Genomic DNA, 17,391 nt, shown 5'->3' on the forward strand with positions numbered 1-17,391 from the left:
CCCTGGGTCTCCCGTATACGGTTTACAAGTAGTTAACCCGTACTCTTAACGTTTACCGGTAGCTGATGGCTGGCCTTCCGTGGACAACCCTTCGGGATTGCCCACCGCAGTCCACCATGCAATCAGCCATGAGACCCAGCACACCCAAAACACGCGGCATTGCAGGAAATTCGTCAACCGAACCCGTTTCTGCGTGACAAGGCGGATTGCTTCGCGTAAAAAGTCGTGTATTCCGAAGCACGCCAATATGCCCATCAAACGCAGCCAGACCATCCTTGGGTCCCGCGGTCCAGCAGATATGGACAGTGAGCCCTCCCGCATCATCGTTCCCGGCGACGAGAACAGTCTGGTTCCGTCCGAGAAATTCCAGCGCCTGTTCGACGAAGCCCAGGCCATGGAGCGTGAAGATGCGTGGCAAAGCGGCGAAGTCGGCTTTTTGAGCCGAGCCAGTGTGCAGGTCACCTTGCCTTACCGGGCGCCAAAGGGCGCTCCACCCGTGTGGACGCGAACCAGCGGAAATATTTCGCTGATGATCCAGCCTGGATACTTCACCCAGCAGCGTTCAGAAAAGGCCAGCAACGGACGCCAAAAACTCGTGTCCGAAACGGTCTCGCTCGGCTATCCCTACGGCTCCTATCCGCGCCTGATGCTTGCCTGGATCGGCAAGGAGATCATGGCCAAGAAAAAGCGCGGCGAGTTTACCGGTACGGTCGAGGACCGCCGCATCTCGCTGGGCAATTCGCTGTCGGAGTTCATGTACAACCTGGGCATTCCGATGGCCACTGGCGGCAAGCGTGGCACCATGACCCTGGTGCGACAGCAGATGATCCGCCTGTTCTCCGCCACCATTGCGATCGTCCAGAACAAGTCCACGCCGAGCCAGAATCAGAACCAGAGCCACGAGCCGCTTTCGATCGATCGCGTCGGCTATCTGCTGGCAGACCAGCTGTCGACCTGGTGGGATCCCATGCAGCCGGGGCAGGGCTCGATGTTCGAGAGCTTTGTGGTGCTGTCAGAGCCATTTTTCAATGAGCTGGTTAACCGGCCCGTTCCGGTTGACATGCGCGCGCTGAAGGCACTCAAGCAGTCGCCGTTCGCGCTGGACGTATACTCCTGGCTGACCTACCGCTTCTTCACGATCCAGCGGCGTACCGAGATTCCGTGGGAAGCCTTGCAAATGCAGTTCGGCACTGAAACCGAAAGTGAGCGGAAATTCCGTGCACTGTTCCGTAAGGCGCTCAAGGATGTGCTGGTTGTCTATCCGGGTGCCAAGGTGGATGCGGATTCGTCCAAGGCTCTGATTCTGCAGCCTTCCCGTACGAGCGTTCGCAAGCTCGCCTGAGGCTGGCCGCACCATTGCCGAACCCGCCTGCTGAATGAGCTGGCGGGTTTTTCGTTGGGCCCCCAGAAATTGCGTAAAGGTGCCTGGTTGCAGCGCAGACATTGTTTGCCCTGCAAGAAGCACAAAAGGCAAGTGTAAAACGCTTGCCTTTTGCTTTGCCTACCGCGTCAAGCCCGAGAGCCAGGCGCAGTCTGCGATTTCGGCGTGATTCGTGAGATCAGGCCGGCTTGATGGCGGATGCCTGCAAGCCTTTCGGGCCCTGCTTTACTTCAAACGTGACGCGCTGACCATCCTTGAGCGTCTTGAAGCCCGAACCCTGAATTTCGGAGAAGTGCGCGAACAGATCCGCACCGCCGTCGTCCGGGGTAATGAAGCCAAAGCCCTTGGTCTCATTGAACCATTTGACCGTACCGGTTGTCATGTGAATTTCCTTTCGAAGCAAGTTCTTGTACACAACGCAAACAACGCTAACAACCGTTCAAGCACGCTAAGTTCTCGTAGTTACCGAACGGACGCCGCGAGGTGACACGACTTGACTCGACTGTTGCGGGCATCATAACCAGTTTGTCTAGTTGTGTCATGTGCGCCGAAAGACGCACTATCGCTACTTTAGGCGTATTCCGTGCCGCATTTCAAGTGGAAATCTTTCGTTTCCATAACGCGAAATATCTTCGCTAATTTTATATTTAAAATAAAAATTCAAAAAACAGTTGAGCCAGCACGTCACTTTGACTAAAGTTGCGGCTAGCGATAATCGCGCTTTCAGCGCTGAAAGAGAGGTCGTAGTGCCAGCTAAAATCATCACGGTCTTCAACCAAAAGGGCGGCTGCGGAAAGACCACGGTCAGCATGCATCTCGCAGGTACGCTCGGATTGCGCGGCGCGCGATCGATGCTTGTCGATATGGACGAGCAGGGCACGGCAACGCGCTGGGCCGCGCAAGCAAGCGACGAGCGGCCTTTTCCTGCATCCGTGATCGGCCTGGCGCCGTCCGGCGGTGCAATGCACCGCGAAGTGAGGAAATTCATCCAGGACTACGACTACATCGTGGTCGATTGCCCTCCCGCAGTACATTCGGCAGCACCCTCAAGCGCGCTGCTGATATCCGATCTGGCAATCATCCCTGTCGTCCCATCACCTCCAGACCTCTGGGCGGCGGTGGCCGCGAAGACCCTGGCCCAACATGCTCAGGTCCAGAACGAAACGCTGCGTATCCGCGTCATGGCAAACATGGTGCAGCGGCGCGTTTCCATTGCGCGCCAGGCGATCGAGATTCTGGGGGACGATCTGGAAATCCCGCTGATGCAATCGATGATCGGTTCGCGCTCGCCGTTCCGTGAATGCCAGGCGATTGGATGCACCGTGCACGGCGTGGCCGGCGCGCGTGAGTCCGTGCAGGAAGTCGACATGATGGTCGACGAAGTATTGTCTTTGATTGAGCACTAGGTATGGCGACAAAATTGAAAAGCCTTAAAGCAGGCATGTTGGCCGGAATGGCGGCAGAAAAGACACGAGGGGACGCGATCGATCGCTTTGCCCGCGCCGAAGCGGCAATTTCGCAACACCCCAACGGCTTGCTTCAGGCGCGCGGCAGAGAGCCGAGCCCCATTTTCAGCGCTGAAAGTGAGTCTGAGGAGGAGGGCGGCCGGATCCTGATGAAGGTGCCGCTGGCGCAGCTCCACGACAATCCGTTCAACGCCCGCCGCATCTACGACCCTGTGGTGGTGCAGGAACGCGCGGCGTCGATTGCCACCCATGGCCAGAAGACACCGGGCCTGGCGACGCCGGATCCGGCCCGGCCGGGGCACTACATCCTGATCGATGGCCACTACCGCAAGCGGGCGCTAGCCTCCGCGGGCAAGCTCGAGATGGAGTGCTTCATCGAGAGCAACCTGAATGACCTGGATTTCTACCGGCTGTCGTTCCTGCTCAATGAGCAACGCTCGGACCAGTCGGCGCTGGACAACGCGATTGCCTGGCGGCAACTGCTGGACGAAGGCAAGGTCCAGAAAGAGGAAGACATCTGCGAACTGACAGGCATGTCAGCCGGCACGGTTAACAAGACACTGGCGCTGCTCAGACTGCCCGAGTCGGTCCTGGGCGTCATGCGCGAGCGTCCCAGCGCAATCGGGATTGCCACCGGCTATGAGCTGACGCTCTATTGCAAGATTGTTGGAGAGGACCGCACACGGGACTTGGCCACGCGCATCATGGCGGAGGGCCTGTCCAGCCGTGAGGTCGAGGCGATTCGCAAGCACGCGCAGGAAGGCAAGGCACGCAAGATCAAGGAGATCAGCCGCCAGTACAAGATCCGCAGCGACGCTGGGCAGTTGCTGGGCACGATCAAGGAGTGGGATTCCGGGCGCGTGGTGCTGGATGTGCAAGTGAACGACCGAGGCGCGCGCGAAGCGCTGGTCGAAACCCTCAAGGCGCGCTTCGGCCTGGAAAAGACCGCTAGCTGACAGCCTGCATAGTCATAGTCCATAGTCGAGAGGGGAGGGCAGCGATCACCCACCCCGCCCGGTCACTCCGGGGCCGCAACGACATGAACATCATCCGCCGTGCCGGCCCCGGATTGCTCAGGGGCCTCGCCTCCCGCCCCATTGCGCTTCACCCGGGTTCTTCGCCCCGCCAGGTCGCGCGGCGAGCGAGCCGCAAACTCGGCATCTTCGGCTTCCCGATACCGCTCGATCACCTGGCTCAGCAAGGCATGCAATCCCCTTACCGAGTAGCCCGAGCCCGGCGACTTCTCAGCCTTACGCCGGGCACGACCGGTAGGCGGAAGCCGGGGTGGGCCGACGAGCACGATCGGCTGGCCGGCCAGGCTACCCCAATCCAGCCCGCGGTCTTGCCAGTGACGCTCCAGTGAGCCGCGAGCGGCTTCGCTAAGACCCTCGTCCTTGCGGTGTCCATCCCCGGCACCGGGCGTACCAACTTCTTCATGCGTACCAACTTCTTCGTGCACGCCGAGCTTGTCGCGCGTGAACGTCGCCAGGCTTGCAAATCCGATCGGCTGTTCCTGCAACAAGCGGACTGCGGCCTCGGCGGCGCGATACCGAATGCCTTCCGGATCCCGGCCCTGGGCAGCTAGCCAGTCAAGGAATCTGGCCAGCGATTCGGGTTCGAGGGTGCTCCCAGTGGCCACTGGCACAGCCATGCGCAACGCCGCCCTCTTCGACTGGCTCTCGGGCTGCCAGACATGCTCCGCAATATGTCCCTGGCCTTGCAGCCATTCAAACAGCGCGCCCAGGATGCGCGAGGCATGGAGCACGCTGCTCTCCGACAACGGTCCGGTGAATGGCCGCCATGCCACCGACTCCCTTGGTGCACGCGGCCCGACCCACAATCGTACGGGGGCGGGATGACGAAGGAACGCGAAATAGTCCTCGCGATCCTGCCGATCCAGCATGGCCAGCGGCTTGCGCCGCTCCGTTGCCGTCCAAAGCAAAAGCCGCTCGGCCTCCTTGCGGTAGGCTAACCAGGTACTTTGCTGCGCCCGATTCGCTGCGAGCCAAGCCCGAACGGCGGCAAGATCGCTAACAAAAGCGCCTTTTGCATCACTATTAAGCGAAGTCGCGGTTACCGTACCCGATTCTTCTTCGCGCATCAGCTCAAACGGCACCAGCTGGTGCAAGCGCGGGCCAAGCGTGGCTTCGACCAGGCGGCCCCGCGCGAAAACGTGCTCCCGCAGCAAAGGCTCCCCCCGCGCATCTCGGACGACATCGCGATGTTCGGCCAGCCACCGGTTGATCGCCGCCCCGGCAAGGGCGCCGATGCGCGGTACCGAGCGCCACCACGCATTGCCGTGGCGGTTGGCAAGGTCCACTAAAATATGCAGATTAGATATCTTTTGTGCCCGCAAGCGTCTCGCCAGGGCGGGGGAAAACCAGAGCTCGATGCCATGATCGGCTCGGGGCTGGGCGGTACCGAGCCGTTCCAGCTCGGCCAGGGCTTCGACCCGGCGATCCATGCCCCGGTTGGAGCGGCCGGGACCACCTTCCAGCAGTTCAGCCAGATCCTGCCGGCTATGCAGGTGCGCCAACTGCACCATGCGGTCGCGCAGCCCGAGCAGCACCCGCAAGGCGGATTCGCCACCTGCGTCGTCGTCGTCGCTGTCATCACTGAGATAGCGCCCGGCTACCATGGCAGCCGGCATGCCCTGCACGTAGGCCCGCACAGCGGCAAACTCGCTGCGGGTGAGGCTCAGGTTAGGGGCCTTACCGGGTTGCATGACAACGCTCGATTTGGTCGCTAAGATCTTGATTCATAAGGCACTTATTCAATCGCTAAATGCATCCGGGTATAAATGCATAGTGAAGTTCAATGCCGATAATTATACCGGCGAAATGCCCCGTTTTCCTCCTGCTTTCCTCTGTAAGCCGCCCGGGGCAGCCCGATCCGGACGCTTCGCCCAGCGCCGTTGGTATTGCACGACAGGCTTTGCCGGGTGTAACCCTGACTTGCATTCACCCCCGCCAGTGCATATCCTGAGACCCAGAGTTAGATTTTTTAAACTCTGAGTTAAGAAACATCTACAGCGTAAAAAAGCGCAAACGGGGCGATTCGAAAGCGACTCCACGGGATGGTCAGTCGGGCAGCCGGACCTGGACGGGTACGCTGCCACGGCCTGGAGACGAAACGGATCGTATGGAAATGCAACCGCAGCATAGTGGGCATTTCCGTTAGCATGTGCGGGTTGTCGCGGGGCTCGCCATGCCGTAACAAAAAAAGAGAGCGGCCATGGCCACAATCCTCTTGATCGAGCCTCATCCCCTCCTGCGCCTGGGTCTGCGCCATTTGTTGACCCAGGCCGGCCTCCACGGCGACCTTGTCGATATCGATCCAGGCACACTGCCTTATCCTGCCGAGTGGCTCTGCCATGCCGACCTGATGATCTATGGATTGTCGGCGGACCCGGCGTTGAGCTGGCAGGAACTGGACCAGGCCTGCCAGACACTGATGCCGAAGCGGGTTCTGGTGCTATCCGAGCAGATCTTGTCGCCGCAGAACGGCGCCACCATGCCCGACAGCGTGCGCGGCCTGTTGTCCAAGGCCTGCAGCGCAGACATGCTGGATGCGGCGATCCGCCTTGTCCTTGCGGATGGCGAGTGCTTTCCCGCCCGGGCCCAGGCAGCGCGCGCCGACGCGAGTCCTGTGCCGTGGCCCTCGATCCCGGCCAGGCCGTCGCCGGCCACGCTGCATCTGCACGCCGGACCGACCCAGGCAGATGGCGAACATGGCGCTGCCGCCCATGCGGCACAGCACTTGCCGGGCGACGCCGCCCCCGAGCCGGAAACGCCTTCGGCCGGATCGCACCTGCTTAATATTACCGAGCGCCAGTACGAGGTGCTGGCGCTGCTGGCGCGCGGCTATCCGATCAAGACCGTTAGCCGCCTGCTGAACATCTCGGTGGCTACCGCCAAGACCCATGCCTGCACCCTTTACCAGCGGCTGCACGTGCGCAACAAGGGCGAGGCAGTCTACGTAGCGTTGCAGCGTGGCGCTAAGTTGAGCTGGCCGGGCCCGGCAACCGCCGCCGTGCCGGTTGGCGGCGCGGGGCTGTCGCCGGTCGAGCTGGCCGGTGTCTGCCAGGCGGCCTGATTGTTAGTCCCGCCGGGCGCGCGAAGTGGCGCCCGGCGGCCCAGAGCACCAGCGACTCCATCTTCCGCAACACGCCGCCTCATCCGAATGCACGAGGCGGCGTAGTGCTGTACTTGCTACCCTGATCAACAAACACGTGGCTCTTGCGGGAAGCTTGGCCTGGCACTCGCTGGCTTAGCGAAACCCGCGCAGCCAACGCAACCAACGCAACCCGCTGTCGCCCACAGCCGATGACAACGCTCCTGCTTGCCCACAACATGATGCTGCGCCGGGGTGTGCTGCGTCACCTGCGCGAGCTTGCCGCGCTCGCCCCCGTGCTATCGCAGACCCCCGAATGGCTGCTGGAGGCAACCTCGGCCGAATTACCCCCGGGTCCCATCGATTTCGCGCTGCTTGACTGCAGCGGCACCGATACCGATTCTTTCCGCCTGCTCGATGCACTGCACTCCCGCCTGGCGCCCCGGCGCTGGCTGGTCATGTGCGAGTCCCCCGACCCCGAGTTCGCGCGCTACGCCGCTGGCCTTGGCGCTAGCGGCTGCCTGCCGGTGCCAGCCTCGCCCGAGCAAACGCGGGCTGCGGTGGCGCTGGTGCGCGCAGGGGGCCAGTGTTTTCCGCGCCGGGCTTTTGCCATGCCACCGCCCTCCCCCATCGGTTCAGGTGGGTCTACGGCAAGGGGATGATGCGCGCGCCGGTGCGGCTGCCTATGCTGAAAGTGCGCGGATAACGAAGCCGGGACGTTCAATGTCAAGCCGGCCGCCGCGCGATGCACAGGGGGTCGTATGGAAAACGGGCTGGATATCCTGGTCGTGCGCGGCTTTGCCGTGCCGGAGGGCCGGGGCAAGTGGGCGTGCTGCTACGAAATCAGGTTGACTACCGGGCGCGATGAACCGCTGCTGTATCGCGGAGAGTTGCATGGCAGGCGCTACGCCTGCGAGGCCGCCGCGATCGCGGCAGCTACCTTTGCCGGTGAGCAGGAAGCACGCAGGCAGATGGCATCCGTGTGGGCCGGACTGCTCGCGCGCCACGAGTACTGCGTGGTGGTGGCGAGCGAACCGGCGCTGGAGCACGTGCATGAGCCGGCGGCCGGCTAGGCCGCGGCCGCTATTTGGGGTATCCCGGTAGCAGCGCGGGATGCAATCGGCTGTTCATCCGCCGCAAGATAGAGAGAGTAAGGCAAGAGGGGGCGACGACGAGCGCGTGTTCGGGGGACCGGAGCTTTTTCCGGTGCGCATGCCGGCATGGATGCGCGCACGCGTGTTTCGGTCGCAGCACCTGCTGCGCCGGATCTTGATGGCTACGGTCGAGCCAGCCCGCAGAGGCGGCAAACCGTGGCCTGTTTCTTTTGCCGCCGGCGGTGGCTGCCCGCGAAATTGCCGAGATCCGAGGGGGCCGCACAAAAAACCGCACAAAAAAAAGAGTCCGCCGACCGGGGGACCATGCGGACTCTAAAGTGGCCGGCTCGATTCCGCTCGGCGGGCCACTCTCCGACGATAGCCAAACACCGGCGGTAGCTGTATCGACCAGAAGATGCATCTGCCACATGGCTGAAGGGCTGGCCCGCCAGTTCCCACGGAAACCCGCCAGCCCAGCGCATGCTTCGTATTGCCGCATGGCCCGCGGGTGGCACCGTGGCCGCCTCATGCTTCTGGCTGGGTTGAGGCCGACCCGAAAGCCTGCGCAGCAGGCTTGCCTGCTGGCAAGTCCGTTACGCAACTGTGTTACTTTGCTCGCGTGCTCGATCCCCAAACAGCCACCATGATTGCCTGGCATCTCATCTCCCGCTTCGGCGAAACCTCGCTGCTGCTGCCCTGCGCGGTGTTGATCGCCGCATGGCTGTTCCATGCCGGCGCCGTTGCCAGCGCACGCCGGTGGGTGCTGGGTTTCGGTGTGACCGCCGCGGTGGTGCTGGCCTCCAAGCTGGCCTTCATGGGCTGGGGCATTGGCTGCGCGGCGCTTAACTTCACGGGGTTTTCCGGGCATAGCATGATGTCGGCGTCGGTATTGCCGGTGCTGCTCTACCTGATCGTGTCGGCCCGCCATCCTCGTCTAGCCGTTGGCGCCGGCGGGATCGGCCTGCTGCTAGCGTTGCTGGTGGGCGTCTCGCGGCTGAAGCTGCAGGCGCATTCAGGCTCGGAAGTGCTGGGCGGGCTTGCGCTCGGATTTGCCGTCAGCCTGAGCTTCATCTTCCGGGGCCGGCGGCCGGCGCGCTCCGCGCCGGCCCTGGCAGCCGCGCTGGTGGTCGTCCTGATGCTGGGCGTGCCGGCGGTTGGTGTCGCCGCGCCCACGCATCACTGGCTCGAAATCCTTGCCGCCCGGCTGGCCGGGCGCGACAAGCCGTTCCAGCGCGGGCAATGGCGCGAATGGGCCGGGCAGCGCGAGGGATCCGCGGTGCTGGCCTGCCTGCCGCCCGCCTCGCTGCGCTGAGCCGGGAGGCCCGGCCCGCCAGCAAGTGCCCCGTGCGCGTGTGTGCGCAAGCAAACAGACGGTACCGCTGCCGCGGCGCAACCATGATCTGCATAACAAGTCCGGCTCGCCGGATGGAGGCAAATCATGTCGACGGTCCGCGCATTCGTTGCCGAGAGGCAGGCCGCCCTGCAAATCCTGTATCGCTTCGCCGATGCGGCTATCGTTGCCGCCTGCGGCGCGGTGGTTGGCGAGCTGCTGTTCCCCCAAGGCCTGCGTAGCGCCGCCCCCGTCCATGGCTTCATCACCGTGTTGTGTTCGGTCAGCACCTTGCTGGTGTTCCCTGCCTGTGGCCTGTACAACTCCTGGCGGGGCCGCAGCCGCGCCGCGTTGGCGGTGCGCACGCTCGCGGCCTGGGGCGCGGTGTGCATGCTCGGCTTGGTCACTGCGTACCTGATGCACCAGTCGGCCGCGCTGTCCCGGCTTTGGTCGATGGGTTGGGTCCTGAGCGTGGCCGTCATGCTGCTGGCCTCCCGGGTGGTGCTCTACGGCATGCTCGGCAGCGTGCGCGAGCACGGCATCAACGCCAAGCGCGTGGTGATCCTGGGCTACGGATCGCTCGGCCACGAGATGTACCAGCGCGTACGGAACAATCGCGGCGCGGGCTACGACGTGGCCGGCATCTACGACGAAGGCACCGAGCAGCCGGTGCCCGCGGGCGTAACGCGGCTGGATTCGCTGCAGCAGGTCTGCACGTTTGTGCGCAACAACGGCGTGCGCGAAATCTGGCTGACGCTGCCGATGGCTGCGTGCCGCGATCTCTATGACGTGGTGTCCCATTTCCGCAACGACCTGATCGACATCCGCTGGGTGCCCGACATCATGTCGGTCGAACTGCTCGGCCATCGCTTCAGCGACTTCCTCGGCCTGCCGGTCATCGACCTGAACAGCCCGCCGCAGTCGGGCATCACGGGTTTGCTCAAGGGCAGCTTCGACCGCGCTTTCGCGCTGGCGGCGCTGGTCGGGCTGTCGCCGCTGCTGCTGCTGATCGCCGTGCTGGTCAAGCGCTCGTCGCCCGGCCCTGTCCTGTTCCGCCAGACTCGCCTGGGCATGGATGGCCGGCCGTTCCACGTCTACAAGTTCCGCACCATGGTGCAGCACCAGGACGCGGGCAGCGTAACCCAGGCCGTTCGCGGCGATGCCCGCGTCACGCGCATCGGTGCCTTCCTGCGCCGCACCAGCCTGGACGAGCTGCCGCAGTTCATCAACGTGCTGCGCGGCGAAATGTCGGTGGTGGGTCCGCGCCCGCACGCCATCGAGCACAACGAGATCTACAAGGAGGTCATCGATCGCTACATGCTGCGCCACCGGGTCAAGCCCGGCATCACGGGCTGGGCGCAGATCAACGGCTTTCGCGGCCAGACCGACACGGTAGAGAAGATGCGCAAGCGCATCGAGTTCGACATCTTCTACATCCGCAACTGGTCCTTCAGCCTGGACCTGCACATTATCTTGCGCACCGCGCTGCATGGCTGGACGGGACGCGAGGCGTTCTGAGCAATTCGTCCCCCAAACACCCGCGCCGCCAACCCACATGCGAAGTTGGTGGGCCAGCGCACCGAAACGGGCCAGCAGCTGCGGCCCAATGATGAAACCCGACCATCCTCACCGAGGAGAACCAGAGATGAAGGCAACCATTCGACAAATCCTTGCCGATGTGGCGCGGCTCGACGTGTCGGTAGATGCGCTCGACGACCAGGCCGATCTTTACGAAGCCGGATTGTCATCGCTTGCGACCGTCCATGTGATGCTGGCAATCGAGAATGCATTCAATATCGAGATCCCGGACGCCATGCTGACCCGGCAACTCTTTCGCAGCGTCAACTCGCTGGCAGCGGCGGCCGAGCAGCTAAGACAGCAACAGGAGGCAGCATGAGCCCCCCACTAGCCAGCGTGGACCTGGCACGCCCGATGGTCGCGCATACCACCGCCGCCGAGCTGATGGCGGCGGCGCAGCTTGCCGCGCTCGAAGCGGCCAAGCACGCCGATCAGGTTGACCGTGACGCAGCGTTTCCGCACGACGCGTTTGCCGCGATCCGCCAGCACCGGCTGCTCAGCGCCATGGTCCCCGCGGCGCACGGCGGTGCGGGCGCGTCGCTCGACACGGTCGCGGCTATCTGCCGCGTGCTGGGGGCAGCCTGCTCCTCGGCCGGCATGGTCTACGCCATGCACCAGATCCAGGTGGCCTGCATCGTCGAGCACGGCACGGGCAATCCCTGGCATGAGCAGTTGCTTCAACGCATTGCCTCGGAGCAATTGCTGCTTGCCTCGGCCACCTCCGAGGAAGCGATCGGCGGCGCCCTGCGCAACAGCGGCTGCGCCGTCAATGTCGAGAACGACCGCTTCCATCTGCTCAAGATGGCGCCCACGATTTCCTACGGCGCGCATTCCGACGCCATCCTGGCTACCGCGCGCCGCCATGCCGATGCCTCGCCCTCGGACCAGGTCATGGTGTGCCTGCTCAAAGACGATTTCACGTTGCAGAGCCTCAGCACCTGGGACACGCTTGGCATGCGCGGTACCTGCAGCAACGGCTTTCGCCTGGAGGCGCGCGGCGCCTGCGAGCAGATCCTGCCGGTGGCGTTCGGCGAGATCGCGGACGGCACCATGACGCCGGTTTCGCACATCCTGTGGGCCGCCTTGTGGACCGGCATCGCCGGCGATGCCGTGCAGCGCGCCAAGGCTTTCTTCCAGGGCCAGGCGCGTGCGCGCCCGGGCTCGCTGCCGCCATCGGCCACGCGGGTGGCCGATGCGGTGGCGATGGTGCAGATGATGGAAGGGCGGCTTGAGCTCGCATTGGCGCACCAGCGCCAGCGTCACGCGGGGCTCTCGGTGTCGGCGCTGTTCTCGCTCGCCGCGGAGATGAACGGCCTGAAGACCAGCGTGAGCACGATGGCGATCGAAGTGGTGCAGCAAGCGATGATGATCTGCGGCATGGCCGGATACAAGCAAGGCACGCCTTACAGCCTCGGGCGTCACCTGCGCGATCTCTGGTCCGCGCCGCTGATGATCAACAACGACCGGATCCTGACCAACACCGCTAGCTTGCTGCTGGCCGAGCGTTCCAGCTAAGGAGCACGATATGGATGCCAACGTCAGCGTGGAAGATCGCGCCAATTCCGCGCCCGCGGACGCCGCCGGCGCGTCGGCCGCTACGCCTTCGTACAGCGATCCGCAGGCAGGCCAGCGGCGCTACCAGCAAGCCTTGATCGAGGCGGGCCTGCTGATCCCAAGCGGGGTCGATGGCGTCTATGGCCGCAGCGCGGTGTTCGAGGCCATCGCAGACGGCCTGAACGTGGCCGTCACCGCGCTCGGCGCCGACCAGCGTGCGGAAGTGATGCGCTTTCCGCCCGCCATGTCGCGCCAGGATTTCGAGGCTAGCGACTACCTGAAGAGCTTTCCGCAGCTAGCCGGCACCGTGCACAGCTTCTGCGGCAGCGATCGCGACCATCATCGCCTGCTTGCGCGGATGGAGGCGGGCGAGGAATGGGCCGACGAGCAGCGGCCGACCCGCGTGGTGCTCACGCCGGCCGCCTGCTATCCGATCTATCCGGCGGTGGCGCGGCGCGGCCCGATGCCGCCGCAGGGGCTGGTGGTGGACGTGCTGTCGTATTGCTTTCGCCACGAGCCTTCGATCGATCCGGCGCGCATGCAGATGTTCCGCCAGCGTGAGTATGTGCGCCTGGGCAATGCCGGGCAGATCATCGCCTTTCGCCAGTTGTGGATGGAGCGCGGCCAGCAACTGGCCACCATGCTCGAGCTTCCGCACGAGGTGGAGGTGGCCAATGACCCGTTCTTCGGGCGTGGCGGCAAGATCGTGGCGGACAGCCAGCGCGAGCTGAAGCTCAAGTTCGAGTTGCTCATCCCGATCAACGAGGGCGCCCCGCCCACGGCGTGCATGAGCTTCAACTACCACATGGACCACTTCGGCCAGGTGTGGGCGCTGCGCACCGCCGACGGTGAGCCGGCACACACCGGCTGTGTGGGATTTGGCATCGAGCGCCTGACGCTGGCGCTGCTGCGCCACCACGGCTTCGACCTGTCGCTGTGGCCCAAGGACGTACGCGCCACCCTGGGAGGGCTGTAATGCTCGTTGACCCGCGAACCCTGGAGCGCGGCATGCACGTGTCGCACGCCTTGCACAATGGCAATCCCGTCTGGCCGCAGACCAACTGCTATGTGGACTTGTGGATCGAACTGCTGCACGGCTGGGGGCTGGACCCGGTTGCGGCGCTCGGGTTCACCGTGTCGCAGGATTTCGAGGGCGATCAGTTCACCTTCTTCAAATACCCGCCGGACGATCTCGAACGTCTCTACGGCGTGGTGGTGCAGGAGCTGTCGCTGTATGAGTCGATGGAAGACCGCGTCGCCGGGCAGACCTGCCGCGGCCACGTGGTGCTGCTCGAGGTGGATGGCTTTTACCTGCCGGACAACCGGGCTACGTCGTACCGGCGCGAGCATACCAAGACCACCATCGGCATCGATGTGATGATGCCCGAGGCGCAGTCCGTGGGTTACTACCACAACGAGGGCTATCACGTGGCCACCGGCGAGGACTACGCCGGGTTGTTCCGCCGCCTGCCCGCGCTGGCGGACGACGTGAACCTGCTGTTCCCCTACGCCGAGGTGGCGCGCCGCCGGTTTCCCGCGCTGGAAGGAACGATGCTGGTGCGCGCCTCGCTGGCGCTCCTGCGCAAGCACCTGGCACGCCGTCCGCGTCAGAATCCCATCACGGCTTTCCGCACGGCGTTTCCCGCGCATCAGGAAGCGCTGATGGCCGGTGGCGAGCAGACCTTCCATCCCTACGCTTTTAGCGTGCTGCGCCAGCTCGGCGCCAACTTCGAGCTGCTCGGGCAGTACCTGCGCTGGCTGGCGCAGCATGGCCAGCCGATGCCCGAGAGCATAGCGGGTGCGTGCCAGAAGCTCGCGTCCGAGGCCATGGTGATGCAGTTCCGCCTGGTGCGCTCCATCATCAGCCGCCGCGTGGATCGTTGCCAGGATTGCCTGGACCAGCTCGAGGCCTCCTACGAGGCGGCGGTGCCGGCGCTGGCGGGCTACGTGGGCGAAGCCGAGTACTGAGGGCCGCCCGCCATGCATGCGCCGCTTGGCTTGACACCTGTCCCCGGGCGACCTGTGCACCGGCAGCCGATCGCCGGCGACTGGGCCTTGCTGGAGACGCCCGCCGGCGCCGTGGCATCGCCCGCGGCGCTGGCCGGGCGCGGCCCGTGGATGGCGGCCCAGGTGCCCGGGACCGTGGCGCAGGCGCTCCAGGCTGCGGGGCAATGGCAGGCGGCGGCGCCGCGCCCGCTGCACGATCACGACTACTGGTACCGCGTGACGGTGTCCGGCGCGGGCGCGTACCGCCTGCGCCTGCACGGCCTGGCGACCGTGGCCGAGGTCTGGCTGGATGAGGTGCGCGTGCTCGACGCGCAGAACATGTTTACGGCGTTCGAGGCCGAGCTCCATCTCGATGGCGAGCATGTGCTCTGCCTGTGCTTTCGCTCGCTGCACCGCTGGCTGCGCACGCAGCGCGGGCCGGTGCGCTGGAAGCCGCGCATGATCACGCCGCCCACATTGCGCCTGGTCCGCACCACGCTGCTTGGCCATATGCCCGGCTGGTGCCCAAGCGTGCACACGATCGGGCCCTGGCGCGGCATCGACCTGCTGCCCCTTGCCACTGACGCGAGCCCGCTGCTGACGGCGCGCCTGGACCTGCAGGCAAGCCTGGCCGGCGATGCTGCGCAGGGTGGCGTCATCCGGCTGCGTCTGCGTGACGTGGCAGCACTGCCGTCGGCGACGACGATCATGCTGTGCGCCGATGGCCGTGAGGCACCCATGAAGGCAGTGGACGCCGGCACCGGCGGCATCGTCTACGAGGGCGAGCTGTCCGTGGCCGAGCCGCGCTTGTGGTGGCCGCACACGCACGGCGCGCCCGAGCGCTATGCGGTGCATCTGCGGCTGGGCGAAGAGCGCATCGCGTGCGGGCAGGTCGGCTTTCGCCGCATCGAGCTCGACCGAACCGTCCAGGGCAGCACCGACGGCCTGGCGGACCGAGAAGAGGACGCCCAGGGGTTTGCGCTGCGCGTCAACGGCGAGCGTATCTTTTGCCGCGGGGCCTGCTGGACCAGCCACGACCTTGCCAGCCACGCCGACGCTCCCGACGAAATACAGAAGTGGCTAGTGCTGGCGCACGGCGCGGGCATGAACATGGTGCGTGTGAGCGGCGTCACCTGCTACCAGGGAGAAGCCTTCTTCGACGCGTGCGATGCGCTTGGCCTGCTGGTCTGGCAGGATTTCATGTTTGCGAACTTCGATTACTCGGCCAGCGCCGAGGCCGCGCGCCCGCTGATGGCGCAGGCCAAGCGCGAGGTCAGCGAGTGGCTGGCGGCGCATCGCCACCATCCCAGTGTGGCGGTGCTGTGCGGCGGCAGCGAAGTCGAGCAGCAGGCCGCGATGATGGGCACGCCCGCGGCCACCTGGCGCCAGCCTTTGTTCGACGAGATCATTCCGGCGTGCATTGCGGCCTGGCATCCCGACGCGGTGTATGTGCGCAACTCGCCGTGCGGCGGCGCATGGCCCTTCCAGGCCGACAGCGGCGTGACGCACTACTACGGCGTGGGCGCCTACCAGCGCCCGCTTGACGACGCGCGCCGCGCCAATGTGCGGTTTACCTCGGAGTGCCTGGCGTTTTCCAACGTGCCATGCGCGCGGACCATGGCGGACGCGCTCGCGGTGCCGCCCGTGCATGATCCGCGCTGGAAGGCCCGTGTGCCGCGCGACGCCGGCAGCGGCTGGGACTTCGAAGACGTGCGCGACTTCTATCTGCGCGAATTGTTCAAGGTGGACCCGCCGCGCCTGCGCTACGAGGACACGGCACGCTACCTGGCATTGTCCCGCGCCGTGGTGGCGGAGCTGATGACCGACGTCTTCAGCGAATGGCGGCGAGCGGGCTCGACCTGCTCGGGTGGCCTGGTGTGGCAACTGCAGGACCTGCTGCCCGGCGCGGGCTGGGGCATTGTCGATGCGCTGGCCCGGCCCAAGTCGGCCTGGCATGCCTTGCGCCAGGTGTGGCAGCCGCTACAGGTGCTGATCACCGACGAAGGCCTCAATGGCATTCACCTGCACCTGATCAATGAGAGCGCCGCGCCGCGCAATGTGCGCCTGCAGCTGCAATGCTGGCGTGACGGCGAGACCGTGTTGCTCGATGTCGCGCGCGATCTGTGCCTGGCCCCGCGCTCCACGCGGCGCATCAGCGGCGCCGCGCTGGCAGGGGCCTTTTTCGATTTCACATACGCCTATCGCTTCGGACCGCGCCTGCATGACGTGGTGCGCGCCGCGCTGCTCGATCCCTGCGACGGCGCCCTGCTGAGCCAGGCCTGCTACCTGCCCGATCGCAGCGCGGCCGCGCTCGAGCCGCCGGAGCTGACGGTCGGCGTGGCGCGCGAGGACGGCGACTGGTGGCTCACGGTGTCGACCCGGCGCTTTGCGCGCTGGGTGCACATCGACGATATCGCCTTTCGCGCCGAACACGACTGGTTCCATCTCGCGCCCGGCAGCCAGCGGCGCGTGAAGCTCTTACCCGATAACGGCCCGAAAGGTGGAGGCCGTGAAGGCGCGCAGGGTCTAGGCCTTGCGCAGGCAGATCCCATCCCGATGGGGGAGGTCCATGCCCTCAATGCGCGCCGCGCGATTGCCTACAGCGCGCCAGGCGCCTGAAGAGGCGGAAAAGCGCTAGGCGATGGCGGCGCGAAGCGCCGCCTGGCCGTCATTGCCGCGCACCGGCGAAGCGGCCCGGCGGCGCTCTCACACCTACCGAAGGATGATCAGGTTTCAGCCGTGCGGCTACTGTTGGCAGGGCCACATATGGCACTTAATACAAGCACAAATGCCGTGCGAACCAGGGTCAAAGAAAAGGTGGTCGGCGCGGGTCCTCCGGATCACGGTGGGCCGGCTTCGGTCGAGGTGTTCGTACGGCTGGTCACGGGG

Annotated in this window: 15 protein-coding genes; 13 read left to right on the plus strand and 2 right to left on the minus strand. The window is 65.0% G+C overall.

Annotated features, from left to right (window positions below; translation table 11 throughout):
* Positions 1-247: 247 nt before the first annotated feature.
* Positions 248-1,342: a replication protein RepA gene (locus A9975_RS22325; RefSeq protein WP_150989192.1), complete on the plus strand. Its 1,095-nt coding sequence runs from the start codon at positions 248-250 to the stop codon at positions 1,340-1,342.
* Positions 1,343-1,559: 217 nt separating this feature from the next.
* Here A9975_RS22325 and A9975_RS22330 read toward each other — a convergent pair whose 3' ends face one another.
* Positions 1,560-1,763: a cold-shock protein gene (locus A9975_RS22330; RefSeq protein ID WP_043352637.1), complete on the minus strand. Its 204-nt coding sequence runs from the start codon at positions 1,761-1,763 to the stop codon at positions 1,560-1,562.
* A 364-nt stretch (positions 1,764-2,127) separates the two neighbouring features.
* On the opposite strand from A9975_RS22330, the gene A9975_RS22335 reads away from it, so the two are divergent.
* On the plus strand, positions 2,128-2,787 hold the full coding sequence (locus A9975_RS22335; protein WP_006159055.1) for an AAA family ATPase: 660 nt from the start codon (positions 2,128-2,130) through the stop codon (positions 2,785-2,787).
* 2 nt (positions 2,788-2,789) lie between these two features.
* On the plus strand, positions 2,790-3,803 hold the full coding sequence (locus A9975_RS22340) for a ParB/RepB/Spo0J family partition protein (RefSeq protein WP_174425751.1): 1,014 nt from the start codon (positions 2,790-2,792) through the stop codon (positions 3,801-3,803).
* A gap of 62 nt (positions 3,804-3,865) precedes the next feature.
* Here the strand turns inward: A9975_RS22340 and A9975_RS22345 are convergent, their stop codons facing one another.
* Positions 3,866-5,572 carry a phage integrase family protein gene (locus A9975_RS22345; protein WP_183034718.1) on the minus strand — a complete coding sequence of 569 codons (1,707 nt, stop codon included), beginning with the start codon at positions 5,570-5,572 and terminating at the stop codon, positions 3,866-3,868.
* Between the two features lie 509 nt (positions 5,573-6,081).
* Between A9975_RS22345 and A9975_RS22350 the strand changes: the two genes are divergently transcribed.
* From A9975_RS22350 to A9975_RS22395, 10 genes are all read left to right on the plus strand, one after another.
* On the plus strand, positions 6,082-6,942 hold the full coding sequence (locus A9975_RS22350) for a LuxR C-terminal-related transcriptional regulator (RefSeq protein ID WP_183034719.1): 861 nt from the start codon (positions 6,082-6,084) through the stop codon (positions 6,940-6,942).
* Positions 6,943-7,172: 230 nt separating this feature from the next.
* Positions 7,173-7,622 carry a response regulator transcription factor gene (locus tag A9975_RS22355; protein WP_183034720.1) on the plus strand — a complete coding sequence of 150 codons (450 nt, stop codon included), beginning with the start codon at positions 7,173-7,175 and terminating at the stop codon, positions 7,620-7,622.
* Between the two features lie 99 nt (positions 7,623-7,721).
* On the plus strand, positions 7,722-8,033 hold the full coding sequence (locus A9975_RS22360) for a hypothetical protein (protein ID WP_183034721.1): 312 nt from the start codon (positions 7,722-7,724) through the stop codon (positions 8,031-8,033).
* Positions 8,034-8,697: 664 nt separating this feature from the next.
* Positions 8,698-9,366 carry a phosphatase PAP2 family protein gene (locus tag A9975_RS22365; protein ID WP_183034722.1) on the plus strand — a complete coding sequence of 223 codons (669 nt, stop codon included), beginning with the start codon at positions 8,698-8,700 and terminating at the stop codon, positions 9,364-9,366.
* Positions 9,367-9,492: 126 nt separating this feature from the next.
* Positions 9,493-10,902 carry an undecaprenyl-phosphate glucose phosphotransferase gene (locus tag A9975_RS22370; RefSeq protein ID WP_183034723.1) on the plus strand — a complete coding sequence of 470 codons (1,410 nt, stop codon included), beginning with the start codon at positions 9,493-9,495 and terminating at the stop codon, positions 10,900-10,902.
* Between the two features lie 127 nt (positions 10,903-11,029).
* On the plus strand, positions 11,030-11,281 hold the full coding sequence (locus A9975_RS22375) for an acyl carrier protein (RefSeq protein WP_043352647.1): 252 nt from the start codon (positions 11,030-11,032) through the stop codon (positions 11,279-11,281).
* On the plus strand, positions 11,278-12,477 hold the full coding sequence (locus A9975_RS22380) for an acyl-CoA dehydrogenase family protein (RefSeq protein ID WP_150989166.1): 1,200 nt from the start codon (positions 11,278-11,280) through the stop codon (positions 12,475-12,477). Before A9975_RS22375 ends, A9975_RS22380 begins: the two co-directional genes overlap by 4 nt.
* A gap of 10 nt (positions 12,478-12,487) precedes the next feature.
* Entirely contained in the window at positions 12,488-13,492 is a 1,005-nt protein-coding gene (locus A9975_RS22385) for an amino acid--[acyl-carrier-protein] ligase (RefSeq protein WP_183034724.1), read from the plus strand.
* Positions 13,492-14,484, plus strand: a complete 993-nt coding sequence (locus tag A9975_RS22390) for a DUF1839 family protein (protein ID WP_183034725.1) — start codon at positions 13,492-13,494, stop codon at positions 14,482-14,484. The genes A9975_RS22385 and A9975_RS22390 overlap by 1 nt, the downstream gene beginning before the upstream one ends.
* A 12-nt stretch (positions 14,485-14,496) precedes the next feature.
* Positions 14,497-17,121 (plus strand): glycoside hydrolase family 2 protein, encoded by a 2,625-nt coding sequence (locus A9975_RS22395; RefSeq protein ID WP_183034726.1) that lies wholly within the window; start codon positions 14,497-14,499, stop codon positions 17,119-17,121.
* Positions 17,122-17,391: the final 270 nt, after the last annotated feature.

Origin of the sequence: Cupriavidus sp. UME77 (assembly GCF_014170355.1) — a bacterium.
Lineage (GTDB): Bacteria > Pseudomonadota > Gammaproteobacteria > Burkholderiales > Burkholderiaceae > Cupriavidus > Cupriavidus basilensis.